This window comes from Tardiphaga sp. 709 (assembly GCF_032401055.1).
Classification (GTDB): domain Bacteria; phylum Pseudomonadota; class Alphaproteobacteria; order Rhizobiales; family Xanthobacteraceae; genus Tardiphaga.
This window is the reverse complement of record NZ_CP135529.1, coordinates 4489890-4515700: the sequence shown is the minus strand read 5'-3', so window position 1 is coordinate 4515700 and position 25811 is coordinate 4489890. Positions and strand designations below refer to the sequence as shown.

Here is a 25811-nt window from a genome sequence, read left to right as displayed (position 1 = left end):
GCGCACAGGCTGAAAACGAAAAAGGGCCCCATCAGGGGCCCTTTGAAAGAATGTTTGCGACGCTCAGTGAGCGTTCGCCCAGACCTTCTTCTTCGTGAAATACATCAGGAACGCGAAGATGATCAGGAACACCATCACCTGCAAACCGATACGCTTGCGGGCCTCGAGATGCGGTTCTGCGGTCCACATCAGGAAGGTCGAAACGTCCTTGGCGTAGTTCTCAACCTTCTGCGGGGTGCCGTCATCATAGGTCACCTGATCGTCGGAGATCGGCTTCGGCATCTTGATAGCGTGGCCGGGGAAGTACTTGTTGTAATACGCGCCCGGCGGCAGCTGAAAATCCTTCGGAGCTGGATCGACGTAACCCTGCAGCAGCGCGTCGATGTAGTTCGGGCCCTTCTCTTGGAACTGGGTGAAGAAGTCGAACACGAATTGCGGGAAGCCGCGGTCGTAGTTGCGGGCCTTGGCCATCAGCGACAGGTCCGGCGGATAGGCGCCGCCATTGGCCGCGCGCGCCGCGTTCTCGTTCGGGAATGGCTTGGGGAATGGATCCGCGAGACGACCAGGACGTTCGAACATGTCGCCGGCGTCGTTCGGACCGTCCTGCACCTTGATCTCGGATGCCACTGCCAGCGCCTGAGCCGCAGAGAAGCCCGGGCCGCCCACCTCCGCGAGGTTGCGGAAGTGGATCAGGCTCATCGAGTGACAGGTCGAACAGACTTCCTTGTAGACCTTGTAGCCGCGCTGCAGGGCACCGCGGTCAAACTTGCCGAAAGGGCCGGCAAATGACCAGTTCAGAGACGGCGGCGTCGGGCCGCCATGCTCGTCAGCAGCCTTGGCGCTCTGCGTGCCGCCGGCCATCAGACCACCGGTGAAAACCAGCGCGACGATCGCGGAGGCGACCTTCTTGCCGTATTTGGCCAGCACATCGTCAGCGATCGAGTTCGGCACTGCGCGCGGCGTTTCGATACGGCTGAGGATCGGCAGCACGATCAGGAAGTAGGCGAAGTAGCAGAAGGTCAGGACACGGCCGGCAATGATGTAGATGCCTTCCGCGGGCTTGCCGCCGAGCCAGCCGAGCAGGACCGCCACCACGACAAACATCCAGAAGAACTGCTTGGCCAGCGGACGATACTTCGACGACTTGGTCTTGGCGGTATCGAGCCAAGGCAGGAAGGCCAGCACGATGATCGCCGAGAACATCGCGATGACGCCGCCGAGCTTGCTCGGGATCGAACGCAGGATGGCGTAGAACGGCAGGTAGTACCATTCCGGCACGATGTGTGCGGGCGTCACGCCCGGGTTGGCCATGATGTAGTTATCGGGATCGCCGAGATAGTTCGGGATGTAGAACACGAACCAGGCGTAGAAGATCATGAAGCAGACCATGCCGAAACCATCCTTGATGGTCGCGTAGGGCGTGAACGGCACGGTGTCCTTCTCGGTCTTCGGCTCGACGCCGGCCGGATTGTTCTGACCGGCGACATGCAGCGCCCAGACGTGCAGCACGACGACGCCGGCGATCACGAAGGGCAGAAGGTAATGCAGCGAGAAGAAGCGGTTCAGCGTCGGATTGCCGACCGAATAGCCACCCCACAGCAGGGTCACGATGCTCTCGCCCACATAGGGAATCGCGGAGAACAGGTTGGTGATGACGGTGGCGCCCCAGAAGCTCATCTGGCCCCACGGCAGCACGTAGCCCATGAAACCGGTCGCCATCATCAGAAGGTAGATGATCACACCGAGGATCCAGAGGATTTCGCGCGGTGCCTTGTACGACCCGTAATACAGGCCGCGCAGCATGTGGATGTAGACGGCGATGAAGAACATCGATGCGCCGTTGGAGTGCAGATAACGCAACAGCCAGCCGTAGTTCACATCGCGAACGATGCTCTCGACCGAGTTGAAGGCCATGTCCACATGCGGCGTATAGTGCATCGCCAGGATCACGCCGGTGACGATCTGCACGCCGAGCATGAAGGACAGGATGCCGCCGAACGTCCACCAGTAATTCAGGTTACGCGGTGTCGGATAGGCAATGAACGAGGAATGGACGAGGCCGATGATTGGCAGACGCTTTTCAATCCACTGCAAAGCGGGATTGGTCGGCTGGTAGGTCGATGGTCCGCTCATGATGCGATCCTGAGAAGAGAAAAACACTATCGGCGCGAGATCGGATGGGATCCGACAGCTCAGCCGATCTTGATCTTGGTGTCAGAGACGAAGGCGTAAGGCGGGATCGGCAGGTTGAGCGGCGCCGGACCCTGACGGATGCGGCCCGAAGTGTCGTAGACCGAGCCGTGGCAGGGGCAGAAAAAGCCGTCGTAAGCGCCTTCGTGAGCAATCGGGATGCAGCCCAGATGGGTGCAGATGCCGATGACGACCAACCACTGGTCGTGGCCTTCCTTGACGCGGGCCTGATCGGTCTGCGGATCGGGCAGGCTCGACACCGGAACGGCGCGCGCCTCTTCGACCTGCTTCTTGGTCCGGTTCATGATGTAGATCGGCTTGCCGCGCCAGAACACCTTAATGTCCTGCCCCTCGGCGATGGGGGCCAGATCGACCTCGATCGGCGCACCCGCCGCGATGGTCGAAGCATCTGGATTCATTTGAGAAATCAGCGGCCAGACGGCGGCTGCGGCGCCCACTGCAGCCACTGCCCCAGTGGCCACGAACAAGAAATCACGGCGCGTGTGTTCCGCCGAAGACGTTGTCGTCACGATCCCAACCCTTTCTTATCTGCAGCCGGCTTAGACACCCCCGGTCACGCCTTTGCGTTGACCTGAAGCAAAAAACCGACGCCCGCGATTCTCCCCACGGCGGCAGAGGCCTACTAGTCCTTGCCTAACAGGCAGAACACGCAGTCCAGAATCGTTCTATTGGCACCCTTGGTGCGGCAGTGCAAGCCTACGATCGGCGAAGCAAGATGCGATGCACCACAGAATCAACGCCTTTCCGCGCGGCGGATAATTCGGCATGTCGTGACTATCAGAAACGGCCATCAGGCCTTGGCTGACAAAGGATCGCGATTCGCAGTCGGTAGCGCTCCGCCGATTTTCCGGACACCTCTCGCGCGCCACGATTCGCGCGACGGCCAGGCAAAAACGGCAATAATTCATGATCGTGAATAATTCTGCGTCGTTTCAGCAACAAATCGCGCTCAAGTAGCGCGTTTGAAGACGTTCTAAATCCCTAATTCTGTTCTCATTCTTCGCCTGCGCTAAAGCGAAAGCATCCAAATTTTACCGGTAGAGCCGGCCTAACTGGGGCATCGCAGCGTCATGACAACACCACACCTCGTCGAATCGGCAACTCGGTTGCATGCGCTTCGGGCTCTATATCTTTGCGCCGTCGGCAGTCTCGCTTTGTCGATTCCGACCGGTACTGCCGACGCTCAGTCTGCCCTGCCGCCAGTGACGGTGGATGCGCCGCAGCAGCGTACGCGTCCAGCGGCGGCCCGGCCGGCCCAACGCGCATCGACCAGCCGCGCCGCCCGCGCCAATCGCACAGCCCGTGCGCCGCAGGCGGCACCGGTGGCACCAGCCAATCCCAACGCCGGTGAGCGCGCCGGCGGCCCGGTGATCGGCTTCGTCGCCAATCGCAGCGGCTCCGCTACCAAGACCGACACCCCGATCATGGAAACTCCGCAATCGATCTCGGTGATCACCTCCGACCAGATCAAGACCCAGGACGCACAGACCCTCACTCAGGCGCTGCGCTACACCGCGGGCGCTAATGGCGACGTCAATGGCGGTTCCGACACCCGCAATGGCGGTATTCAGATCCGCGGCTTCGACATGACGCAGCAGGGGCTGTATCTCGATGGCCTGCGGCTACCCAGCACGCCCTATATCCATTTCGACAGCCTCGATCCCTTCGGCGCGTCTCGTCTCGAAGTGCTGAAAGGGCCGTCCTCGGTGATGTATGGCGGCAGCGGGCCGGGCGGCATCCTCAACTATGTCAGCAAGCTGCCGACCGCCCGGCAGTTCGGTGAAATCTCGGTATCGGGCGGCAGCTTCGATCGCTATCAGGGCGAGTTCGATTTTGGCGGTCCCGCCAACAAGGACGGCACGGTGCTCTATCGCCTGACCGGCCTGGTCCGTGACGGCGGCACGCAGGTCGATGACGCCAGGGACAGCCGCGTCTTCATCGCGCCGGCCGTCACCTTCAAGCCGAACGAAGACACCACACTCACAGTGCTGGCGAATTATCAGAAGGAAAAGAACGGCTGGGGTCTGCAGTTCCTGCCGGCATCCGGCACGATCTATCCGAATGCAGGCCGTATCATTCCGGTGAACCGCAACACCGGCGAACCCGGCTTCAACAGATACGACAACGAGATCGCCAATGTCGGCTATCTCTTCTCACATAACATCAACGACAACCTGACCTTCCGGCAGAACCTGCGCTATTCGTGGATGCATAACGAATCCGACAGCATCAACGCCGGCGGTTATCTCGATGAAGCTGCCGGGCTGCTCTTCCGCTACGGCGGATCATCGGTCTCGACGATCAACTCCATCGCGGTCGACAACCAGCTGGAGGGTCACTTCACCACCGGCATCCTGAGCCACACCACGCTGTTCGGCATCGACTATCGAAACACAACATCGACCGACGTCAACACGAGCTACAGCGCCGATCCCCTCAACGTCTTCAACCCCGTCTACACCAACACCTGGACCAAGGGCGCGCTCTACGAAGACTATCGTGTGAAGCAATCGCAGGTGGGCATCTATGCGCAGGACCAGATCAAGCTCGGTCGTCTTTCGGTCCAGTTCGGTGGCCGGCAGGATTTTGCCAAGACGGCCTACGACAACCACATGGACGGTTCATCGACCTCCACCGACGCCTCGGCCTTCACCGGTCGTGCGGGCGTGATCTACAATTTCGACAGCGGCGTGGCGCCCTACTACAGCTACTCGGAATCTTTCCTGCCGGTGCTTAACATCGCCAATGGCAGCCTGCTGGCGCCGGAAACAGCGCATCAGCATGAGGTCGGCATCAAGTATCAGCCGGTCGGCGTCAATGCGATGATCACGCTCGCCGCCTTCGACCTGACCCGGCAAAATGTCGTTCGCTTCCTGCCTGTTGCGCCGTTCACGGCGATTCAAACGGGCGAGGTCAATTCCCGCGGCATCGAACTGGAAGCCACCGCCACCCTCGCCGCCGGCTTCAACGTCCGCGCCGCCTATTCCTACATCGACATCGAAGTCACCAAGGATCCGGTGAATGTTGGCAAGGCTCTGACCACCGTGCCGATGAATCGCTTGGGCATCTGGAGCGACTACACGATGCAAGGCGGCCTGTTCGAGGGCGTTCAGGTCGGCGGCGGCATTCGCTACATCGGCGATAGCTGGGCCGACGATGCCAACACAAGCAAGGTGCCGGGAGCCACCTTGGTCGACGCGCTGCTGGCCTATAACCAGAATAACTACCGGCTCGCGCTCAACGTCACCAATATTGCGGACACCCGCTATGTTTCATCCTGCTACAGCCCCGTCTATGGCTGCTTCTACGGTGACTCGCGCAAGGTCGTCGCCAAGCTGACCTATCGCTGGTGAGTTTAGAACTGCCCTAAAACGCGACAATACGCCACCGCCCGTCCCTCGACCGGCGGTGTGCATCCGCGGTAGTAAACGCGACGACAACAACACGGGCGGAACGCCATGAGATCGATCTTCGGGCGCCTGCATCGCTGGGCTGGACTCCTCACCGCAGCATTTCTGTTCTTCTCGGGCGTCACCGGCGCGGTTATCTCGTGGGATCACGAGCTTGACGATCTCCTCAACAGCAAGCTGAAGGACGTCACCACCGCGGGCCCCGCCAAACCGTCGATCGAACTCGCGGGCCTGATCGAGCAGCGCGATCCGCGCGCGCGTGTAATCCATATGTACATGACGCCGGAAAAGAATGAGTCGCTCTCGTTCTTTGTTCTGCCGCGGATCGATCCCACCACCAGCAAGCGTTACACGCTCGATTACAATCAGATATTCCTCGATCCCAACACCGGCGAAGAACTCGGCCGGCGCTATTGGGGCGCGGTGTGGCCGGTCACGCGCGAGAACTTCGTTTCGTTTCTCTACAAGCTGCACTACACGATGCACATCCCGGAATTCTGGGGCAGCGACCGCTGGGGCATGCGCATCCTCGGCGTCATCGCCATCATCTGGACCATCGATTGCTTCATCGGATTCTACCTGACGCTCCCCTCGCGCAAACGCGTCAAGGCGGGAGCCGCTCCCGCCGTCGCGCGCGAACTCGGCAAGGGGTTCTGGGCGCGCTGGAAGCCGGCCTGGATGATCAAGACCTCGGGCAGCGCCTACCGGATCAATTTCGACATCCACCGCGCCTTCAGCCTGTGGACCTGGGGCTTGCTGTTCATCATCGCCTTCACGGCATTCTCGCTAAACCTCTATTTCGAGGTGTTCTCGCCGCTGATGAAGAAGTTCTCGGACTACACGCCGACGCCTTACGAGCAGCGTGAGTATCGTCACCTCGATAGTCCGATCGAACCCAAGATGACCTGGGCCCAGATTCTCGAGCGCGCCACCGCCGACGGCAAGGCACGCGGCTGGGCCACACCGATCGGCTCGCTGTTCTACGGCCCGGCACACGGCGTGTATCAGGTGTTCTTCTTCGAGCCTGGCGACGATCACGGCGCCGCAGGCGTTGGCCCGCCGTCGCTGTTTTACGACAGCGAAGACGGCCGTCCGCTCGGCGCCAAGCTGCCCTGGGTCGGCACTGCCGCGGACATCTTCGTGCAGATGCAGTTCCCGATGCATTCGGGACGAATACTGGGTTTGCCCGGCCGCATCCTGATTTCTGCGATGGGTCTCGTGGTGGCGGTGCTCTCAGTGACCGGTGTCGTGATCTGGTGGCGCAAGCGTCGCGCCCGCGTGAAGGTACGCGAGACAACGGAAGCACGTTCGAATACGCGACTCGCGCCGGCGGAATAGAGCCGCCGGCCTTGTCCGACTGCATATCAGGCGCTATCGCCTGACTCGGGCTGCGTCGATCACGGCGTGGCCGGAGAACGTCCAACGTGCGTATCGCCCTTTACCAGCCCGACATCCCGCAGAACACCGGCACCATCCTGCGGCTTTGCGCCTGCCTCGACGTCGAGGCGCATATCATCGAGCCGGCGGGCTTTCCGACATCCGACCGGCATTTCCGCCGCGCCGGCATGGATTATCTCGATCAGGTGTCGATCGTCCGGCACGATTCATGGCGACATTTCGAGGACTGGCGCCGCGAGGCCGGTCATCGCCTCGCCCTGTTCACGACCAAGGGCGCTGAGCCCTATCTCGATCATCGCTATTCTGACGATGAGATTCTGCTGTTCGGCCGCGAGAGCGCCGGTGTGCCGGAGGATGTCGCGGCTGCTGCAGACAGCCGCGTTGTTATTCCCATGCGTGAGAGCCTGCGGTCGATCAATCTGGCGATGACGGTGGCCATGGCATTGGGAGAGGCCCTGCGGCAGACGCGCGGCTGACTACCGCCCGCTCGGCACACGCGTAGCGATGTAGTCCTTGCCCTTGGCCGTAAACGTCTCGCGAATTATGAAGCCGTCCGCCGGCGACATCGGGCCGATCGGCACCGGCCCCGTGGGCATGATCAGCGTGGCATTGCCGCCGACGAAGATCAGCAGGTGGCGACGCTCTGCCAGCAGCTTCTCCGACCAGGCGATCAGGCCGGAATGGATCGGCTCCTTCTGCCACGCGAATGGCGTGCCGGGATCGACCTGCCCATAGATGAACCCGGTGGTCGGATAGACCGAGAACACGATCTTGGAATTCTCCGGTTTCCAGGACTCCGGCATCTCGTCGTCCTGGATCCAGACGCAATCGAAGGCGCGGCATTGCTGTGGCCGGGTGTCATAGATCTTGCAGCCCTGCGCGATCGCGCAGTGCTTGCACCACTTGCCCGCCGGCTTGGCGAGGTCGTCGATGCGATAGACCTTGCAGCACATGGTGCAGGTCCCGCACGTCCGTGTGGCGGCGGCAGAACTGCCAGATGTGACGAGCGACGGCTGCATGGTATCCAGGTGCGACAATTTGACGTGATGTCATCGACCTTTGGCGGCCCGCGCCGGACATCGCAATTGACATGTCGGTGATCGGCCGGGACATCCACCGGCCAGCCGTGCTAAGAGCCGCGGCTTACCCCATATGGAACCGAGATGTGGCCCGAGCCGGATCGGGCATGCCGGTTTTAGAGAGCTGAGACAGTGAGTTACGCGGTCAAAGAGATTTTCCTGACATTGCAGGGCGAAGGCGCCCATGCCGGCCGCGCGTCCGTATTCTGCCGGTTTTCCGGCTGCAATCTCTGGACCGGCCGGGAACAGGACCGCGCGAAGGCCACTTGCCAGTTCTGCGACACCGACTTCGTCGGCATGGACGGCACGCTGGGCGGCCGTTACCCCACCGCCGACAAGCTCGCCGACACCATCGCCGCGCAATGGGTGGGCCCCTCCGACAATCGCTATGTGGTGCTGACCGGCGGCGAGCCGCTGCTGCAGGTGGATGCCGAACTGATCGACGCACTGCATGCGCGCGGCTTCGAGATCGGCGTCGAGACCAACGGCACAGTCGCGCCGCCCGCGGGCATCGACTGGATCTGCGTCAGCCCCAAGGCCGGTGCGGAACTGGTGGTGCACAGTGGACACGAATTGAAGCTGGTCTATCCGCAACCACAGGCGATGCCGGAGAAATTCGAAGGCCTCCCCTTCGAGCGTTTCTCATTGCAGCCGATGGACGGGCCGGACGCCATCAGCAATACCGCTGACGCGGTGGACTACTGCCTGCGCCACCCGCAATGGCGACTGAGCGTGCAGACACACAAGACACTTGGGATCCGCTAAGGACCAGGACTTCTAAGGACGACGACTTCCTATGTGGGAATTGACCAAATCGTTTCGCTTCGAGGCGGCGCATGCGCTGTCTCACACCACGCTGGGCGAAGTGAGCCAGGAAATCCATGGCCACTCCTTCCGCGCCGAAGTCACCATCCGCGGCGTGCCGGATCCCGTGACCGGCATGGTGATGGATCTCGGCTTGCTCGACCGCAGCCTCGATGAGTTGCGCAAGACGCTCGACCACAAGTTTCTCAACAAGATCGAAGCGATCGGCATTCCGACGCTGGAAAATCTCTCGCGCTTCATCTGGAACCGCGTCGCCGACAAGGCTCCGGTCGTCCGTGTCGGCGTGTTTCGCGACAGCTGTAATGAGAGCTGCGTGTATTTCGGGCCGAAGGGCTAGAGTCTCTGTTGGAGCATGATCTCTCGACAAACGAATTCGTTTGTCGGCGAAAACCGGTATCCACTTTTCGGGATGATGCTCTAGTCTTTTCCCGTGATCATGCAGGTGGCGGTGGCATGGGCGCAAAGCCTGCCATCCTTGTCGGTCAGCGTTCCCTCCGTCGCGGCCATCCTGCGTCCCATGTGAATGATACGGCCTTCGGCGCGGATCGGTCCTGATGCAGCCGTCATCGCGCGAATGTAGGTGACCTTGAGATCGAGCGTCGCGTAACCGGTCCCTGCTGGCAGTGAGGTCTGCACCGCCAGCGCGATGGCGCCATCCAGCATGGTCGCGGCGTAACCGCCATGCACCGTTCCGAGCGGATTGTAGTGATCCTCGCTCGGCGAGCCGACCAGCACGACCTTGCCCTGCTCTGCGGACTCACCCTTGATGCCGAGCGTCCGGCCGATACCACGGGCAAATCCGCCTGCGGCGAAGGCCTGCTGCACAAGCTTCAGGCCGCTGCTCGCGTCACCGATCTCAGTCGTCATGTTTGCCTCCGCCGTCCCGTGAACATCCTTGTTATGGGACCGGGATGGCAGAGCTTGCCTTTCAAGTCAACATTGTTGACCTTAATATCTGGACTTGGCTAGTCGCGCGCCGCCTCCGCCATCACCGCCGACCAGGCGGCCTGGCTGCCCGCCCCCGCCTTCTTGAAGGCGCGGGCCATGATCTTGCGCTCATGACCCGATGCGATGCGCTCGACAGTACGGCCGGCGGGCGTCAATTCGAGAATCTTGAAACGATGCCGCGCCGGATCGCGCTTGACAGCCACATAGCCCTCATCGAGCAATTGCTTCATCGGGCGATGCAGCGCCTGTTTCGAAATCTGCAGGATTGCCAGCAGATCCGACATCGTGATGCCATCGCCGCGCAGCACAGCATAGAGAATGCGATGGTGGACCCGCGACAGGCCGACCGTTGCCAGATATTCGTCAGCCGCGCGCGTCATCCCGCGCCATCCGAAATACATCAGCGCCAGCGCGTCATCGAGCGGATCGAGCTTCTTCAGGTCAATATTATCGACTTGATCGTTGGTCGTGTTAGGCTTTCTGGCAGATGGGCTCATCGAAGGCTCACGACAGGGAGACGGGACGCATGTTGACGCGGCAGGACGCGATGGCATTCGCGCAGCAATGGGCTGCAAACTGGAATCGGCTTGCGATCGATACGATCGTTGATCATTTTGCTCCCGAAGGTGAGATGCGCAGCCCGCTGGCAACGAAACTGGCGGGATCATCCACCATAAAGGGACGCGACGCCATTCGCACCTACTGGCACGCGGCCTATGGTGGGCTATCCGAGCCACGCCTCACCCTGGAAAGCACCGCCTGGGACGATGAGTTACAGCGCCTGACGGTCTGGTGGAGTGCGCCGCTGCCCAGTGGACCGACCAGGGCGTGCGAGATGATGGATTTCGACGCCAGCCACCAGATCATCCGCAGCGAAGCCTATTACGGCGCCGGCAGCTAGGACCACCGCGGGCGGCACGGCACGTGCGTTCCCGCATGCGTTTCGATGATCGCCGTGCATTTCCCGCACTGGCGCCTATAGTGGACGGACTCATCGAGAGCCCATCCGTGCGCATCCTGCTGATCAATCCCAACACAACCGAGAGCGTCACCACGCTGGTGAAACGGCATGTCGAGGCCATCGCCGGCGATGCCGCGACCTTTGTGCCGGTGACCGGCCGGTTCGGCGCCCGCTATATTTCGACGCGCGCCTCGGCGGCCATCGCCGGACATGCGGCGCTCGACGCCTATGCTTCTCATGGCGCCGGCTGCGATGCAGTCTACCTCGCCTGTTTCGGCGACCCTGGCCTGCTGGCTTTGCGCGAGATCGCTGATGTCCCCGTGGTCGGCATGGCCGAAGCGTCCTGCATCGAAGCATCCAGACGCGGGCGTTTCGCCATCGTCACCGGCGGCGCGCTCTGGGGGCCGATGCTCCGGGAGTTCGTCGGAAGCATTGGCTTGGCCGACAAGCTCGCCAAGGTGCGCACCATCGCCCCGACCGGCGGCGATATCGCGAGAAATCCCGATGCAGCACTGGCCGCACTCGCCAGCGCCTGCACCGCCTGTGCCACGGACGACGGGGCCGAGGTCGTGATCCTTGGCGGCGCTGCGCTCGCCGGCCTTGCGTCTCGCATCCAAGCTGACGTGCCGGTACCCGTCTTGTGTTCCGTCGAGACCGGGACGCGTGCCGTGATCGCCGCAGCAGCGAAAGGTCTCGACAGCAGCCCACCGCCTGCGCTGGAGAGTGTCGGCCTCGGCGCGGAACTCGCAAAACTGCTTCAACAAAAATAGCTGACAGAAACATCCCCGTGTTCGGCCTGTCATGACGCGCAGCTAGACTCAGCGCGTGTCACACACATTTCGGGAGCCGACCATGGAATTGAAATCAGGCGATGTCGTCATGCTGAAGTCGGGCGGTTGCCCTCTGACCGTGGCCGACGTTGACGGCAACGATATTGAATGCATCTGGCTGGGCGAAGAAGGCGATTTGTTCCGCGAGACCCTTCCGCGTGCTGTGCTCGAACTCGCGCTCGTCATCCCGCATGACGACGAAGACGAGAGCGAAGAAGACGAAACCGAAGAACACGACGAAGACGAAGAAGAGCACAAGAGCAAGGTAGCCTGATCAGGTCATCCGCCGCCGGGCGCAAATGTCCGGCGGCAGCTTTTTGCTCACCTCTGCAGACCGAGTTTGAACGCGTCCGCCTCGATATTGCCTGCAGCACCGCCGGTTGCGAAGACCGCAACGGTTGCCTGCGCATGTTCGGGACAATGATAGACGGCAATGCCGCTGCCCGGACCTCCGCCGGTGTGACCGACCACCCGCAGACCGTTGACGGCCGTTCCGGTCATGACGCCGAGTCCGTAGGCTGCGCGCCGCCATGGACGCCCCGTACCAGGATCGCTTACGGCAAGCCCGTCACACATTTGATTGCGCAGTGCCGCTGGCAGCAAGTCCGTCGTCATTAATCGGTGCAACAGCATTGCGGCATCGCGCAATGTCCCGACCGCCAGCCCGTGATAGACCCAGCGCGGATCGTAAGACTGAACATCTCCCATCCGGACATCGGCGAGATCGCTGCGTTGACTGGCGATGCGCGGCCCAACCACGCCGAGCGGTTCGAACAATCGCCGTCGCATCACTACGTCAAGCGTCAACCCGCTCATTTGTTCAAGATGCTGCCGGACCAGCAGATAGCCAACATTCGAATAGGCGAAATGGCCCGGCTCAATTCCGGCATGCAGAGCAGAAACTGAGTGCAGCAGCCGATCTACCGGCCACGCGTCTTCACCCGCAGCGACAGCCGCGTGGTAGGCGGGAAGTGAACCGTAATCCGCCAGACCTGCGCGATGCTGCAGCAACTGGCGCAGCGTGAAGGTCTGGCCTGGCAAGCTCTCATCCAGCGCCAATTGATGATCGCGCACCATGGTCAGTGCCGTGGCGGCAATCAGCGTCTTGGTGAAACTCCACCACGGCACGACGACATCCGCATCATCGCAGACATCGGCAGAACCGGGGCGAATGACATGCTTCATGGTAGCATCGAGACTTAGAGCTGATGGTCGTGCTTGAATCGCGCAATCGTCTGGTCGGCGATAACAGTCAACACATCGACCTCCATCGGAAAGTCCAGCGCCAGCCAGGCATCTTCCGCCAGCGCCAGCACATGGCCGAGCGCCGGGCCCTTGGCGATGCCGCGCGCCATGAAGTCGGCGGCCCTGAGCGGAAATACCGGCGGGGTCCACCGCTCCGGCAAAGTTACGAGCGCCTTCCAGGCCTCGCTGTCGGCTTCGCGGCCGGCGCGCGCCCAGGCGAGCATCATGCGATTGCGATAACGGGCTTCGCCGAGCCGATAGAGTCGACGCCGGGCGTGGGATTCATCCATGCCCTTCAGCCGCCACCAGCGATGGCCCATCGAATCCAGTGCCTTGGTTTCGTCATTGGACAGCCGCAGCTTTTGAGCAAGCCGCCGCGCATCCTCGGTGACGGCCACGCCGAGCGCGCCAAGCCGCAGAACCGCATCGGGTTTTTGCCCAAGCACCTGCTCGATGGCGATCATCGCCGCGAATGGTCCCTTGTAGGTGACGCCGCCCGCGATCCGTAGCATCAGGCCGGCATCGACCATCGCATCCACCGCCGCGAAGGCGCCATCGGCCACCAGCAGCTTCAGCAACTCCATCCTGATACGTTCGGCCGATATTCCCGCCAGTCCATCGCGGCCGCGAATGCTGGCGAGATAGCCCTCGCGATCCGGCGCCCCGGCGCCATAGGCGGCATGAATGCGGAAGAACCTGAGAATGCGCAGATAGTCTTCGGCGATGCGCCTATCGGGATCGCCGATGAAGCGCACCCGCCGGGCATCGAGATCGGAGAGCCCGCCGACATAATCGTGCACTACGCCGTCGATAGATGCGGAAAGACCGTTCATCGTGAAATCACGTCGTTCGGCATCGCGCTTCCAGTCGCGCCCGAACGCCACCTTGGCCTTGCGGCCAAAGGTCTCGACGTCTTCGCGCAATGTGGTGACCTCGAACGGCGCGCCGTCGATAACCAGCGTCACCGTGCCGTGCTCGATGCCCGTCGGCACGCTCTTGATATGGGCCGCCCTGGCGCGGCGGATCACTTCGTCAGGCACCGCCGTCGTGGCGATATCGATTTCGCCCACCGGCAATTTCATCAGCGCGTTGCGCACAGCGCCGCCGACCGCGCGGGCTTCCTCGCCGTTGCCATTAAGCAGCGCCAGCACCTGCCCGGACGGTCCTGACGTGAGCCACGGCGCGTCGTGCAGTTTGCGCACGCTCATTTTTCGACCCCGGGAACGAGCCTGCCGTTTTCGATGTGCGCCGGGACATAGGTCGATCCCGGCGGCGCGCCGGAGAATTGAGCCAGCAGCACAAGGCTGACGATTACCAGCACGGCGGCGGCGATGGCGAGCCTGATCATTACCGGCATCGGCCACGACGATTTCAGTGTCACGCCATTCTTGGTCGCGATCAGGAAAATGGCATAGAGCGCAAACGGGATGAGGAAAATGCCGACTTCGGTCAGAACCGGACGGATCATGTCAGCACGATCCGTTCATACAGTACGCGCAGGATGCCTGCGGTGGCGCCCCAGATGTAACGTTCGGCGAACGGCATCGCGTAGTAGGACCGCTCCATGCCGCGGAATTCCTTGCTATGCAGCTGATGATTGGCGGGGTCCATCAGAAACGCCAGCGGCACCTCGAACGCGCTTTCGACTTCGTTCTCGTTGATCGTGAGACTGAAGCCTGGCTTCACCCGCGCCAGTGTCGGCAGGATTCGAAAGCCGAAGCCGGTCGCATACAGATCGAGATAGCCGATCGGCTCGACGAAGGAGCGATCGAGACCGATTTCCTCCTCGGCCTCGCGCAGCGCGGCGTCCAGCGGCGAGGCATCGGTCGGATCGATCTTGCCACCGGGAAACGAGATCTGTCCGGCATGATCGTTGAGATGGGCGGAGCGCTGGGTGAGCAGCACGGTTGGCTGTTCGTGTTCGACGATGCCGATCAGGACCGCGGCCGGACGGATCGGCCGCTCCTGCGCCACGATCTGGATCATGCGGTCGTTGCCGGCATCGCCGGTGACGGGAATGACGCTCGCGTCGGTGAGCCCCTCGGGCACATCGAAATTCAGGCGTGCCTTCGCCCGCTTGAAAAACTCAACTGAACCGATATCCGCGGCATCCGCGTCGGTCTTCAGCATCGGCTCATTCGCCCGGCTCACTTCAATCGGCTCACTTATGTAGCTTCCCTGACCTGTTCCGCATCGGCCATGGCGAAAAACGCGCCCGCGGAGGCGATGCCGAACATCGCAGTACCATCGACCATCCGCTCCTCGCCCATGTCAACCAGATCGTAATAGATCGCCCGCGTCACCTTGGCCCACAGGTCACTGCGGACATGCAGATACGGCGTCAGCCCGCCGTCCTCGGCCATCTCGAATCGCAGCCGGTGTATGCTGTCACACGCCACCCAATCGTCCACATTGGTGCGAAACTTCAACACCGTGCCACGCGCATCCTGCTCGCTGAGCATCTCGACGGCGAGAAAAGGGGCATCGTCGACGGTGATGCCGACCTTCTCCACGGGGGTCACGAGAAAGTGCTTGCCGTCCTCGCGCTTCAGAATGGTGGAGAACAATCGCACCAGTGCCGGCCGGCCGATCGGCGTGCCCAAATAGAACCACGTACCATCGCCAGCGATTCGCATGTCGAGATCGCCGCAGAATGGCGGATTCCACAGATGCACCGGCGGCAGGCCCTTGCTGGCTTTACCGTTGGCCGCCGCATCCTTCGCCGCAGTGGTCAGGCCATCCAGCCCCTGATTTGCGATCTGCCCTTGCTTCGCCATTGTTTGCCCTGACTTTACCACTGCCATTTGGCACGTTTGGTGCAAGTCTTGAACCTCAAGTCTTGAAACGTGCGGTGTCACATTCAAACTCGCCACAACGTGATGCAGTTCATAGCCGCATCCCGATATTGTGGGGATAGTTTAATTCAACAAATACATGGCCTTCGCTTAAGTTTAGCATCAGGTCCATGGAATACATAAGATGGCGTGACGACAAATGCGGCGGCGTATTTCAGGCGCCGTTCACCCGAAGGAGCAATGGATGGCTGGCGCTGACAGTGTCGAGAAACTCGAAGACGTGATTGTTCGCTCCGCGGAACAGGTGGCTGGCCAGATGCGCGCCGCCAAGGACGCGATCTCCACTGTCATCTTCGGCCAGGAACGCGTCGTCGAAAACACGCTGGTGACCATCCTGTCCGGCGGCCATGCGCTGCTGATCGGTGTTCCGGGCCTCGCCAAAACCAAGCTGGTGGAAACGCTGGGCGTCACGCTCGGCCTCGATGCCAAGCGCATCCAGTTCACCCCCGACCTGATGCCTTCAGACATTCTCGGCGCCGAAGTGCTGGATGAGAGCGTCGCCGGCAAGCGCTCGTTCCGCTTCATCTCGGGACCTGTGTTCGCACAGCTTCTGATGGCCGACGAAATTAACCGCGCCTCGCCGCGCACGCAATCCGCATTGCTGCAGGCGATGCAGGAACAGCACATCACCGTCGCCGGCGCCCGGCACGATCTGCCGAAGCCGTTCCATGTGCTGGCCACGCAGAATCCGCTGGAACAGGAAGGCACCTATCCGCTGCCGGAAGCGCAGCTCGATCGCTTCCTGATGGAGATCGACGTCGATTATCCGGATCGCGAAGCCGAACGCCGCATCCTGTTCGAAACCACCGGCGCCGAAGAAACCATCGCCAAGGCTGCCGTGACCGCTGAAACGCTGATTACCGCGCAGCGCCTAATCCGCCGTCTGCCGGTCGGCGACAGCGTGGTCGAAGCGATTCTTACATTGGTGCGCTCGGCACGTCCGGGACCGGACGCAGGCGATGCCAGCAAGCTGATCGCCTGGGGCCCAGGTCCTCGCGCGTCACAGTCGCTGATGCTGGCAGTGCGTGCCCGTGCATTGCTCGATGGCCGTCTCGCGCCGTCGATCGACGACGTGCTCTATCTCGCCGAACCGATCCTGAAGCATCGTATGGCGCTGACCTTCTCGGCGCGTGCCGAAGGTCGCACAGTCCCCGACGTTATCCGTCAGCTCAAGACGCGGATCGGTTAATGGCCGCAGCGCCGGATCACGCCACGCAGGAGATCATCGCAGTCCGCCGCGCCGATGGTGAAAGCCGTTCGCTTGCTGCGTCATTGCCGCGTCTGGTGCTGGAGGCCCGGCGCATTGCTGCGACCGTCATCCATGGGCTGCATGGTCGGCGCCGCGCGGGCCACGGCGAAAGCTTCTGGCAGTATCGTCGCTTCGTCTCCGGCGAGCCGTCGCAGAATGTCGACTGGCGTCGCTCGGCGCGCGACGATCATTTGTATGTCCGCGAGCAGGAATGGGAAGCCGCGCACACAGTTTGGCTGTGGCCCGACCGGTCGCTGTCGATGGCCTTTGCCTCCAAGGGCGCGCGCGACAGCAAGCTCGAACGCGCGCTGATCGTGACCTTCGCGCTGGCCGAACTGCTGGTGGCCGGCGGTGAGCGCGTCGGCGTACCCGGCCTGATGAATCCAACCTCGAGCCGCAGCGTCATCGACAAGATGGCGCAGGCGATGCTGCACGACACGACAAACCGCGCCAGCCTGCCGCCGTCCTTCGTCCCGTCCGCGCTGGCGGAGATCGTGGTGCTCGGCGACTTCTGGTCGCCAATGCCGGAGATCAAGGAAATGCTGGCGGGACTGTCGTCGTCCGGCGCGCATGGCGCACTGGTACAGGTCGTCGATCCCGCCGAGGAGAGCTTCCCTTATTCCGGCCGCGTCGAATTCGTCGAGCCCGAAAGCGGCAATGTCATCACCGCGGGCCGTGCACAGACCTGGGCCGAAGACTATGTGGCCCGCGTCGCCGCGCATCGCGAGGAAATCCGCGCCGAAACCGCCAAGCTCGGCTGGCTGTTCTCGACACACACCACCAGCCGCTCGGCGGCTGAGCTGCTGCTGTTCCTGCATGGCGGCATGATGGTCAACAAATCTGCCGGCGGCGGCAGCATGGTCAAGGCAGGACGTTCAGCATGATTCCTGGCTTTCCGCTCGCCTTCGCCCAACCGCTGCTGCTGCTCGGCCTGATCAGTCTTCCGGTGCTATGGTGGCTGCTGCGCGTGATGCCACCGCGTCCGCAGCGCATCGCGTTTCCGCCGACACGTCTGCTGTTCGATATCACGCCGAAGGAAGAAACCCCGTCGCGCTCTCCATGGTGGCTGACGCTGCTGCGCCTGCTGGCTGCGGCGCTCATCATCTTCGCTGCCGCCGGCCCGATCTGGAATCCGCAGACCGGTACGGCCGGCAGCAATGCGCCGCTTACGATTTTGCTGGACGATGGCTGGAGCGCCGCGGCGAGCTGGGACGCTCGCGTCAAGGCGGCGGATGAGCTGATTGCCAATGCCGACAGCAATCGCCGCGGCGTGGCCCTTGTTCCGCTGTCGGAACCGAACCGCGACATCACAATGCTACCCGGCGGCACCGCACGCGTCGCGCTGCGTCAGCTCTCGCCGAAGCCCTATGCGATTGACCGCGTCGATACGCTGCCCGCGCTGGAGCGCTTTTTGAAAGCCACCGGCGACAGCGAGATTGTCTGGCTCTCCGATGGCGTCGACACCGGCCGTGGCGCGGACTTCACCCAGGGCCTTGCAAAGACCATCGGCGACCGCACGCTGACCATCTATGACGGTGGCGCCACGCCGGCCCATGCGCTTGTCGCAGCGGAAAACGCCGCAGCAAAGATGACCGTGAAGGTGCTGCGCGCCAACAGCGGTGGCCCGGACGGCGGCGTGGTGCGCGGTCTCGACCAGAAGGGATCGCCGGTTGGCGAGGCCAAGTTCCTGTTCACGCCGAACGACCGCGAGACCGAAGCCTCGTTCGATCTGCCCGTGGAACTGCGCAACGACATCGCGCGGCTTGAAATCACCGGCGAACGCTCCGCCGGCGCCGTGCAACTGCTGGACAAGCGCTGGCGCCGTCGCGCCATCGGGATCGTGTCGGGCGCGACCAACGACACGGCCCAGCCGCTGCTGGCTTCGACCTTCTATCTGACGCGCGCGCTGGCGCCATTCGCCGACGTCCGCCTCGGCGATCGCGGCGCGCCGCAGCAGGCGATCACCCAGTTCCTCGATCAGAAACTGCCGATGATCGTGCTGGCCGATGTCGGCACGCTGTCGCCGGAAATCCGCGAGCGTCTGAATGCCTGGATCGATGCGGGCGGCGTGCTGGTGCGCTTTGCCGGCCCACGCCTCGCGCAAGGCGACGACGATCTCGTCCCGGTCAAACTGCGCCGCGGCGACCGCAGCCTCGGCGGCAGCCTGACCTGGGAGAAGCCGCAACATCTGGCATCCTTCGCCGCCGATGGACCGTTCGCCGGCCTCCCTGTCCCGAAGGACATCACCGTGAACCGCCAGGTGCTCGCCGAACCCAACGCAGCGCTGGCATCGAAGAGCTGGGCGTCGTTGGTCGATGGCACACCGCTGGTCACCGGTGAGCGTCGCGGCAAGGGCCTCGTGACCTTGTTCCATGTCAGCGCCGATATGCGCTGGTCCGACCTGCCATTGTCTGGCACCTTCGTTGAAATGCTGCGCAGGGTCGTCGATATCTCCGGCTACACGTCCACGCCCGGCGCAGGTGTCGCGGGCGAGACCGGCGCGGAAACGGTTGCGCCACTGCGCACCCTTGATGGTTTCGGTGCTTTCACCCCGCCACCATCAACGGCCAAGCCGCTCGCCGCTGACTATCGCGACCGCGCCACACTCGATCACCCGCCGGGCTTCTATGGCCCTGCCGATGGTCCGCTCGCGGTGAATGCACTGGCATCGGCTGATCGCATTGAGCCTATCGATTTCTCAGGCCTGAAGGCCAACCGCGCCAGCTACACCAATGCCGAACCGCGCGACCTCCGCGGCATCCTGCTCTCCACGGCACTGGCGCTGTTTTTGGTCGACGCGATCATTGTCGCGCTGCTGGGGGGAGCCATCGCCGCGATGTTTCGTCGCCGGGCTGTGTCGGCCGCACTCGCCGTGGCACTCGCGCTCGGCACCGTCATAGGATCGCTGGCGCCATCGCGGGCCGATCCGGCCAGTGACGATTTCGCCGTCAAGGCCGTGTCGCAGACCCGGCTCGCTTATGTCGTTACGGGGAATGCCGACGTCGACTCGATCGTCAAATCCGGTATGACCGGACTGACGCTGTTTCTCGCGCAGCGTACCGCGCTGGAAGCCGGTGAGCCCGTCGGCGTCGATCCTTCTCGCGACGAACTGTCATTCTTCCCGCTGATCTATTGGCCGATCATTCCCGGCGCGGCCAAGCCGCCGCAGGAAGCCATCAACCGCATCGACGCCTATATGAAGCAGGGCGGCACGGTGCTGTTCGATACCCGCGATGCCGTCGAGGCGCCGCCCGGGCCGAACGGCGAGTCGCAAACGCCGGGGATGCTGACGCTGCGCAACATCCTGTCCTCGCTGGATGTGCCGGAGCTCGAGCCGGTGCCGCGCGAGCATGTGCTGACCAAGACCTTCTATCTGCTGCGCGACTTCCCCGGCCGCTTCAATTCCGGACCGACCTGGGTCGAAACGCTGCCGCGCGACGACGGCGATGACGCCGCCTCGCGTCCCGCCCGCGGCGGTGACGGCGTGTCGCCGATTATCATCACCTCGAACGATCTCGCCGGAGCCTGGGCAATGCGGCCGGACGGCCAGCCGATGCTGCCGCTGACGCCCGGCGAACCGCGGCAACGCGAATTCGCGTTCCGCGCCGGCGTCAACATCGTGATGTACACGCTGACCGGCAACTACAAGGCCGATCAGGTCCACGCGCCCGCGCTTATCGAACGTCTCGGACAGTAGGAGCGCGACATGCAATACGGCATCGCGTTTACGCCTCTCGTTCCGACCATCGTGCTGTGGATCGGCCTCGCCGCCATCGTGGTGATATCGGCGCTGCTGTTGCTCGGCCGCGCGCGGGGCGCTGCGGTGCGCGTCGCGGCGCTAGCGCTGATCCTGCTGGCGCTGGCCAATCCATCCTTCACGCGCGAGGAGCGTGAACCGCTCACATCGGTCGCCGCCGTCGTCATCGACAAGAGCCCGAGCCAGAATTTCGGCGAGCGCACGAAGGAGACCGAAGAAGCGCGGAAGCAGCTCGTCGACCGACTGAAGCAGGTCAAGGGTCTCGAAGTCCGTGTCGTCGAAGCCGGACAGGCTGATGGCGAAACCGATGGCACCAAACTGTTCGGCGCACTGTCCTCCGCTCTCTCCGACGTGCCGACCGACCGTGTCGCCGGCGCCTTCCTGATCACCGATGGCCGCGTCCACGACATCCCGGCCAATGTCGCAGGTCTCGGCTTCAATGCGCCGGTCCATGCGCTGATCACCGGCCGCAAGGACGAGCGCGATCGCCGCATTGCCATCACTGCCGCGCCCCGCTTCGGCATTGTCGGCCAGTCGCAGCGCGTCACGTTCCGCCTCGACGATCAGGGCGTCACCGGCGAACGCGCCCGGGTCGCCATCCGCCGCGACGGCGATACGCTGAGCGAGCGCACAGTGCTGTCCGGCCAGACCGTGTCGGTCGATATCGACATCAAGCACGCCGGCCCGAATATCGTCGAGATCGAAGCCTCGCCGCTCGACAACGAACTCACGCTGGTCAACAACCGCGCCGTGGTTGCCATCGATGGCGTGCGCGACAAACTCCGCGTGCTGCTGGTCTCCGGCGAACCGCATTCCGGCGAACGCACCTGGCGCAACCTTCTGAAATCCGACGCGTCCATCGATCTCGTGCACTTCACGATTCTGCGTCCGCCGGAGAAGCAGGACGGTACGCCGATCAATGAGCTCTCGCTGATCGCGTTTCCGACCCGCGAACTGTTCCAGCAGAAGATTCACGAATTCCAGCTGATCATCTTCGATCGCTATGCCCGCCAGGGCGTGCTGCCGATCGCCTATTTCGACAATATCGCGCGCTATGTCCGCGCCGGCGGCGCCGTGCTGGTCTCGGCCGGCCCGGACTATGCGTCGAACACGTCGATCTGGCGCACACCGCTGGATTCGGTGCTGCCCGCCGAACCCGTCGGTGTCAGCGAGAAGCCGTTCTATGCGCATCTCAGCGATATCGGCAAACGTCACCCGGTGACGCGCGGGCTCGAAGGCTCCAATTCCGAACCGCCGAAATGGAGCCGCTTCTTCCGCACCGTCGAGACCCGCAACACCACCACCCCGCCGGTCATGACCGGTGCCGATGGCCAGCCGCTGCTGCTGCTGTCACGCTCCGGCGAAGGCCGCGTCGCGCTGCTGCTGTCGGATCACATCTGGCTCTGGGCGCGCGGCTATGAAGGCGGCGGCCCGCATCTCGATCTGCTTCGTCGCACGTCGCACTGGCTGATGAAGCAGCCGGACCTCGACGAGGAAGCACTCAAGCTGCAGAGTCAGGGCAAGGATCTCGTTGTGCTGCGCCAGACCATGGGCGACGCCGTGCAGCCCGTGACGGTGACCTCGCCATCAGGCAAGACCCGCGAACTGACGCTGTCAGCCGGCGAGCCGGGCCTGTGGCGTGCAACCACGCCAGCCGACGAACTCGGCCTGTGGCAGGCCACCGACGGCACACTGAAGGCGCTGATCAATGTCGGCCCGATCAACCCGAAGGAATTCTCGGAGGTCACCTCGACCACCGAGATGTTGAAGCCGCTCGCGCAGGCCTCGGGCGGCGATGCCCGACGGATCAATGAAGGCTCGGGCATCGACCTGCCCCGCATCGTGCCGGTGCGCTCCTCGACCGTGTTCCGCGGCGATGGCTGGATGGGCGTGCATATGCGCGACGCCAGCGTGGTCCGCGGTGTCGGCGTGCTGCCGGTGTTTGCCGGCCTGATCGGGCTGCTGCTGCTGCTCGGCGCCTTTGCCGCGACGTGGCTAAGAGAGAGTCGGTAAGACCTGCCTCCCTGCACCAGCGTTGCCGTAATCCCACAGCCTGCCCGGTTTCTATGTCCGGCGATGACTGGCCGTTGACACCCGGCCGCCTGTCGCGCGATGTTACATTATAACATCGGTACTGGCAGACCTCTCCGCCAGCCGATGCCGGGGCGGCCGGTCGGCATGAAGTGGTTTCGGACGAATATCAGGAATGGGGCAAAGCTGGCGCTGTTCGCGCTGGCGGTGCAGCTCGTTTTGTCGTTCGGCCATGTCCATGGCGGAACGGTCCATGCCGCCCCTCTCGACTCGACCATCGCGCAAGCGGCCAGCGATGCAACGCAGACACCGGCCGCTCCAGATACTGACCACCATCACCGCGCCGCCGATCCCTGCGCCATCTGCGCCGTCATGGCGATGGCCGGTACAGCGCTGTTCGCCGCGCCGCCGGTCCTGCTGTTGCCGCAGGCTGCCGTCCTGCTGCAGCGGATCACCGAAGCCGAATTCGAGCATCTCGACGCCATCAGCGGCGCATCGCAGCCGCGCGGCCCTCCTGTTTCCTGACACGACCTTTGACAATCGCTGCCGCGAATTCCTCGCGAACAGCGTAACCGAAGTGAGATTCGCATCACCGCGAGTCCCGGCCCAAGCGCCCGAGCGCGCAGCCGGTGAAGTCAGGACAAACCTATGTCGATTCAATTCAAGCGCGCCCTCCTGCTCGGCACATCCGCCGTGGTGGGACTGAGCTGCCTCCCGCAATCCGCGCACGCGCAGACGCAGCTTCCCGCCGTGGAAGTCACCGCGCCAAGCCCGATCGTGCGCCGCAAGCCGGTGCCGTCACGCACCGCGCATACCCATGTCACGCGCTCCGCGCCGAGCCGCAATGCCGCGCCGGTACCCGTAGAGGCAGAGCCAGCCGTGCAGGCCCAGCAGGGCGAACTCCCGATCGTCACCGATCAGTTCGCCACCGTCACCGTGGTGCCGAATGACGAGATCCGCCGCTCTGGCGCCTCGACGCTCGGCGACCTCCTCGCCAACAAGCCCGGCATCACCGGCTCCGGCTACGCGCCCGGAGCCTCGAGCCGGCCGATCATCCGCGGCCTCGATGTCAATCGCGTCGGCATCGTCGAAAACGGCATCGGCAGCAATGGCGCATCGGATCTGGGCGAAGATCATTTCGTTCCGGTGGATCCGTTTGCCGCCAATCAGGTCGAGGTGATCCGCGGCCCGGCGACACTGCGCTACGGCTCGCAATCGATCGGCGGTGTGGTCAGCGCCAGCAATAATCGCATTCCCGATGCGCTGCCGAACTGCGCCGTGGCAGCGCCGTTCCAGAGCTACGGCATGCCGGTGAAGGCGCCGGCCGCCGGTCTCGCCGCACCCGGCTGCATGAATGCGGAGGTCCGCACCTCGTTCAGTTCGGTGGATCGCGGTGTCGATGGCGGCATCCTGCTCGATGCCGGCGGCGGCAATGTCGCCGTCCATGCCGACGTCTATGGCCGCAAGGCTGGCGACTACAATGTGCCGAGCTATCCCTATGCGGAGCCCGGCCTTGCCTTCAACGGCAAGCAGCCGAATTCGTCGAACCAGTCGGCTGGCGCCTCGGTCGGCGGATCGTATTTCTTCACCGGCGGCTATATCGGTGCTGCGATCACGCAGAACAACACGACCTATCGCATTCCCGGCGTTGAAGGCGCGCAGGTCGGCACGCGCATCGCCGGCCAGCAGACCAAGTTCACCGCCAAGGGCGAATATCGTCCGGATGCCGCGGCGGTCGAGGCGATCCGCTTCTGGGTCGGCGCGACGAACTACAAGCACAACGAGATCGGCCTCGCCGATGCCACCGATCCGACCAGCGATGGCGTCCGACAGACCTTCACCAACAAGGAGCAGGAAGGCCGGCTCGAAGTGCAGATGATGCCGTTCAATGCGCGCTTCGCCACGATTACTTCGGCCTTCGGCCTGCAGGTCAATCATCAGGAGCTGACGGCACCGAGCCCTGACGACATCGGCAGCCCTCTCAATGGTCTGTGGGACCCGAACAAGAACACCCGGGTCGCGGGCTACAGCTTCAACGAGTTCAAATTCACAGAAACCACAAAGGCCCAGATCGCCGGCCGCATCGAGCATGTCGAGCTCTCCGGCACGACGCCATCGTCGATCCCGAACGAGTTTGATCTCAATGCAGATCCGGGCGCGATCGGCCCGGCTGTCGGGCGCAACCTGACCTTCACGCCGAAGAGCGGCAGCATCGGTCTGATCCAGGATCTACCCTGGTATGGGCTCTCCGCCAGCATCACCGCGCAATACACCGAGCGCGCACCGAAGCCCGCCGAACTGTTCTCGCGCGGCGGACATGATGCGACGGAGACCTTCGATATCGGCAATCCAAATCTCGGCATCGAGACGGCAAAGTCGGTCGAACTCGGCCTGCGCCGTGCCGCCGGTCCGTTCCGCTTCGAGCTCACCGGCTACTACACGCAGTATGACGGCTTCATCTATCGCCGCCTGACCGGCAACACCTGCGGAGACGGGGTCTGCCAGGCGGGGCTTGGCCTCGAACTGAACCAGGCGATCTATTCGCAGCGTGACGCCACCTTCCGCGGCGGCGAATTCCAGAGCCAGCTCGATGTTGCGCAGATCTATGGCGGCACATGGGGCATCGAGACCCAGGCCGATATCGTACGCGCGACCTTCAGCGACGGCACCAATGTGCCGCGGATTCCGCCGGTGCGCGCCGGTGGCGGATTGTTCTGGCGCGATGCCAACTGGTTTGCCCGCGTGAACCTGCTGCATGCCTTCGCACAGAACGACATCGCTGACATCGCCGAGACGCCGACATCGGGCTACAATCTCCTGAAGGCCGAAGTCAGCTACAAGACGCTGCTCGACCCGCGCATCTACGGCGCCAAGGAAATGACGCTTGGCGTGGTCGGCAACAATCTGCTCAACGAGAACATCCGCAACGCGGTATCTTATAACAAGGACAATGTGCTGCAGCCCGGACTGAACGTGCGGGCATTTGCGAGTGTGAAGTTCTGAGAACACACG

General features: G+C 63.1%; 24 protein-coding genes. 14 read left to right on the top strand and 10 right to left on the bottom strand.

Going from position 1 to position 25811, the window contains the following annotated elements; genetic code table 11:
• Nucleotides 1–63: 63 nt before the first annotated feature.
• Both RSO67_RS21930 and petA read right to left on the bottom strand, forming a co-directional pair.
• Nucleotides 64–2133 carry a cytochrome c1 gene (locus tag RSO67_RS21930; protein ID WP_315840558.1) on the bottom strand — a complete coding sequence of 690 codons (2070 nt, stop codon included), beginning with the start codon at nt 2131–2133 and terminating at the stop codon, nt 64–66.
• A 59-nt stretch (nt 2134–2192) separates the two neighbouring features.
• Complete coding sequence (gene petA, locus RSO67_RS21925) at nt 2193–2720, bottom strand: ubiquinol-cytochrome c reductase iron-sulfur subunit (protein ID WP_068733107.1); 528 nt, start codon at nt 2718–2720, stop codon at nt 2193–2195.
• 858 nt (nt 2721–3578) lie between these two features.
• On the opposite strand from petA, the gene RSO67_RS21920 reads away from it, so the two are divergent.
• The 3 genes from RSO67_RS21920 (at nt 3579) to RSO67_RS21910 (ending at nt 7495) form a co-directional block, all read left to right on the top strand.
• Complete coding sequence (locus RSO67_RS21920) at nt 3579–5564, top strand: TonB-dependent siderophore receptor (protein WP_410001907.1); 1986 nt, start codon at nt 3579–3581, stop codon at nt 5562–5564.
• A 105-nt stretch (nt 5565–5669) separates the two neighbouring features.
• The gene (locus RSO67_RS21915; protein ID WP_315840556.1) at nt 5670–6959 is read left to right on the top strand and encodes a PepSY-associated TM helix domain-containing protein; all 1290 of its coding nucleotides are present in this window, start codon (nt 5670–5672) and stop codon (nt 6957–6959) included.
• Nucleotides 6960–7045: 86 nt separating this feature from the next.
• Nucleotides 7046–7495 carry a tRNA (cytidine(34)-2'-O)-methyltransferase gene (locus tag RSO67_RS21910; RefSeq protein WP_315840555.1) on the top strand — a complete coding sequence of 150 codons (450 nt, stop codon included), beginning with the start codon at nt 7046–7048 and terminating at the stop codon, nt 7493–7495.
• Here the strand turns inward: RSO67_RS21910 and RSO67_RS21905 are convergent, their stop codons facing one another.
• Complete coding sequence (locus tag RSO67_RS21905) at nt 7496–8038, bottom strand: hypothetical protein (RefSeq protein ID WP_231078149.1); 543 nt, start codon at nt 8036–8038, stop codon at nt 7496–7498.
• Nucleotides 8039–8230: 192 nt separating this feature from the next.
• Here RSO67_RS21905 and queE point away from each other — a divergent pair, with 192 nt between their 5' ends.
• A complete protein-coding gene (gene queE / locus RSO67_RS21900) occupies nt 8231–8863 on the top strand; it encodes a 7-carboxy-7-deazaguanine synthase (RefSeq protein WP_315840554.1) in 633 nt (210 codons plus the stop codon).
• A gap of 31 nt (nt 8864–8894) precedes the next feature.
• Nucleotides 8895–9260, top strand: a complete 366-nt coding sequence (locus tag RSO67_RS21895) for a 6-carboxytetrahydropterin synthase (protein ID WP_315840553.1) — start codon at nt 8895–8897, stop codon at nt 9258–9260.
• Between the two features lie 80 nt (nt 9261–9340).
• Here RSO67_RS21895 and RSO67_RS21890 read toward each other — a convergent pair whose 3' ends face one another.
• Nucleotides 9341–9790: a PaaI family thioesterase gene (locus RSO67_RS21890; RefSeq protein WP_315840552.1), complete on the bottom strand. Its 450-nt coding sequence runs from the start codon at nt 9788–9790 to the stop codon at nt 9341–9343.
• A 98-nt stretch (nt 9791–9888) separates the two neighbouring features.
• A complete protein-coding gene (locus tag RSO67_RS21885; protein WP_315840551.1) occupies nt 9889–10368 on the bottom strand; it encodes a MarR family winged helix-turn-helix transcriptional regulator in 480 nt (159 codons plus the stop codon).
• 29 nt (nt 10369–10397) lie between these two features.
• Between RSO67_RS21885 and RSO67_RS21880 the strand changes: the two genes are divergently transcribed.
• The 3 genes from RSO67_RS21880 to RSO67_RS21870 all read left to right on the top strand — a co-directional run bounded on the left by RSO67_RS21880 (nt 10398) and on the right by RSO67_RS21870 (nt 11936).
• On the top strand, nt 10398–10772 hold the full coding sequence (locus RSO67_RS21880; RefSeq protein WP_315840550.1) for a nuclear transport factor 2 family protein: 375 nt from the start codon (nt 10398–10400) through the stop codon (nt 10770–10772).
• 107 nt (nt 10773–10879) lie between these two features.
• On the top strand, nt 10880–11602 hold the full coding sequence (locus RSO67_RS21875) for an aspartate/glutamate racemase family protein (RefSeq protein ID WP_315844328.1): 723 nt from the start codon (nt 10880–10882) through the stop codon (nt 11600–11602).
• An 82-nt stretch (nt 11603–11684) separates the two neighbouring features.
• Nucleotides 11685–11936 carry a YodC family protein gene (locus RSO67_RS21870; RefSeq protein WP_315840549.1) on the top strand — a complete coding sequence of 84 codons (252 nt, stop codon included), beginning with the start codon at nt 11685–11687 and terminating at the stop codon, nt 11934–11936.
• Between the two features lie 47 nt (nt 11937–11983).
• Here RSO67_RS21870 and RSO67_RS21865 read toward each other — a convergent pair whose 3' ends face one another.
• The 5 genes from RSO67_RS21865 to RSO67_RS21845 are packed head-to-tail and all read right to left on the bottom strand — an operon-like array spanning nt 11984 to nt 15684.
• Complete coding sequence (locus tag RSO67_RS21865) at nt 11984–12847, bottom strand: serine hydrolase domain-containing protein (RefSeq protein WP_315840548.1); 864 nt, start codon at nt 12845–12847, stop codon at nt 11984–11986.
• 14 nt (nt 12848–12861) lie between these two features.
• The gene (locus tag RSO67_RS21860; protein ID WP_315840547.1) at nt 12862–14115 is read right to left on the bottom strand and encodes a CCA tRNA nucleotidyltransferase; all 1254 of its coding nucleotides are present in this window, start codon (nt 14113–14115) and stop codon (nt 12862–12864) included.
• Nucleotides 14112–14375, bottom strand: coding sequence for a DUF6111 family protein (locus tag RSO67_RS21855; RefSeq protein ID WP_089262546.1), 264 nt, complete (start codon nt 14373–14375; stop codon nt 14112–14114). Before RSO67_RS21855 ends, RSO67_RS21860 begins: the two co-directional genes overlap by 4 nt.
• A complete protein-coding gene (locus tag RSO67_RS21850) occupies nt 14372–15037 on the bottom strand; it encodes a CoA pyrophosphatase (protein WP_315840546.1) in 666 nt (221 codons plus the stop codon). Before RSO67_RS21850 ends, RSO67_RS21855 begins: the two co-directional genes overlap by 4 nt.
• A 35-nt stretch (nt 15038–15072) precedes the next feature.
• A complete protein-coding gene (locus RSO67_RS21845) occupies nt 15073–15684 on the bottom strand; it encodes a DUF1285 domain-containing protein (RefSeq protein ID WP_315840545.1) in 612 nt (203 codons plus the stop codon).
• Between the two features lie 262 nt (nt 15685–15946).
• Here RSO67_RS21845 and RSO67_RS21840 point away from each other — a divergent pair, with 262 nt between their 5' ends.
• From RSO67_RS21840 to RSO67_RS21815, 6 genes are all read left to right on the top strand, one after another.
• On the top strand, nt 15947–16951 hold the full coding sequence (locus RSO67_RS21840; RefSeq protein WP_315840544.1) for a MoxR family ATPase: 1005 nt from the start codon (nt 15947–15949) through the stop codon (nt 16949–16951).
• Nucleotides 16951–17895, top strand: a complete 945-nt coding sequence (locus RSO67_RS21835) for a DUF58 domain-containing protein (protein ID WP_175368681.1) — start codon at nt 16951–16953, stop codon at nt 17893–17895. Before RSO67_RS21840 ends, RSO67_RS21835 begins: the two co-directional genes overlap by 1 nt.
• Complete coding sequence (locus RSO67_RS21830; RefSeq protein WP_315844327.1) at nt 17895–20708, top strand: DUF4159 domain-containing protein; 2814 nt, start codon at nt 17895–17897, stop codon at nt 20706–20708. Before RSO67_RS21835 ends, RSO67_RS21830 begins: the two co-directional genes overlap by 1 nt.
• 9 nt (nt 20709–20717) lie before the next feature.
• Nucleotides 20718–22781 carry a hypothetical protein gene (locus tag RSO67_RS21825; protein ID WP_315840543.1) on the top strand — a complete coding sequence of 688 codons (2064 nt, stop codon included), beginning with the start codon at nt 20718–20720 and terminating at the stop codon, nt 22779–22781.
• 165 nt (nt 22782–22946) lie between these two features.
• Nucleotides 22947–23324, top strand: coding sequence for a DUF2946 family protein (locus RSO67_RS21820; RefSeq protein ID WP_315840542.1), 378 nt, complete (start codon nt 22947–22949; stop codon nt 23322–23324).
• A 123-nt stretch (nt 23325–23447) separates the two neighbouring features.
• Nucleotides 23448–25802, top strand: coding sequence for a TonB-dependent receptor (locus RSO67_RS21815; RefSeq protein WP_315840541.1), 2355 nt, complete (start codon nt 23448–23450; stop codon nt 25800–25802).
• The last annotated feature ends 9 nt before the right edge of the window (nt 25803–25811 follow it).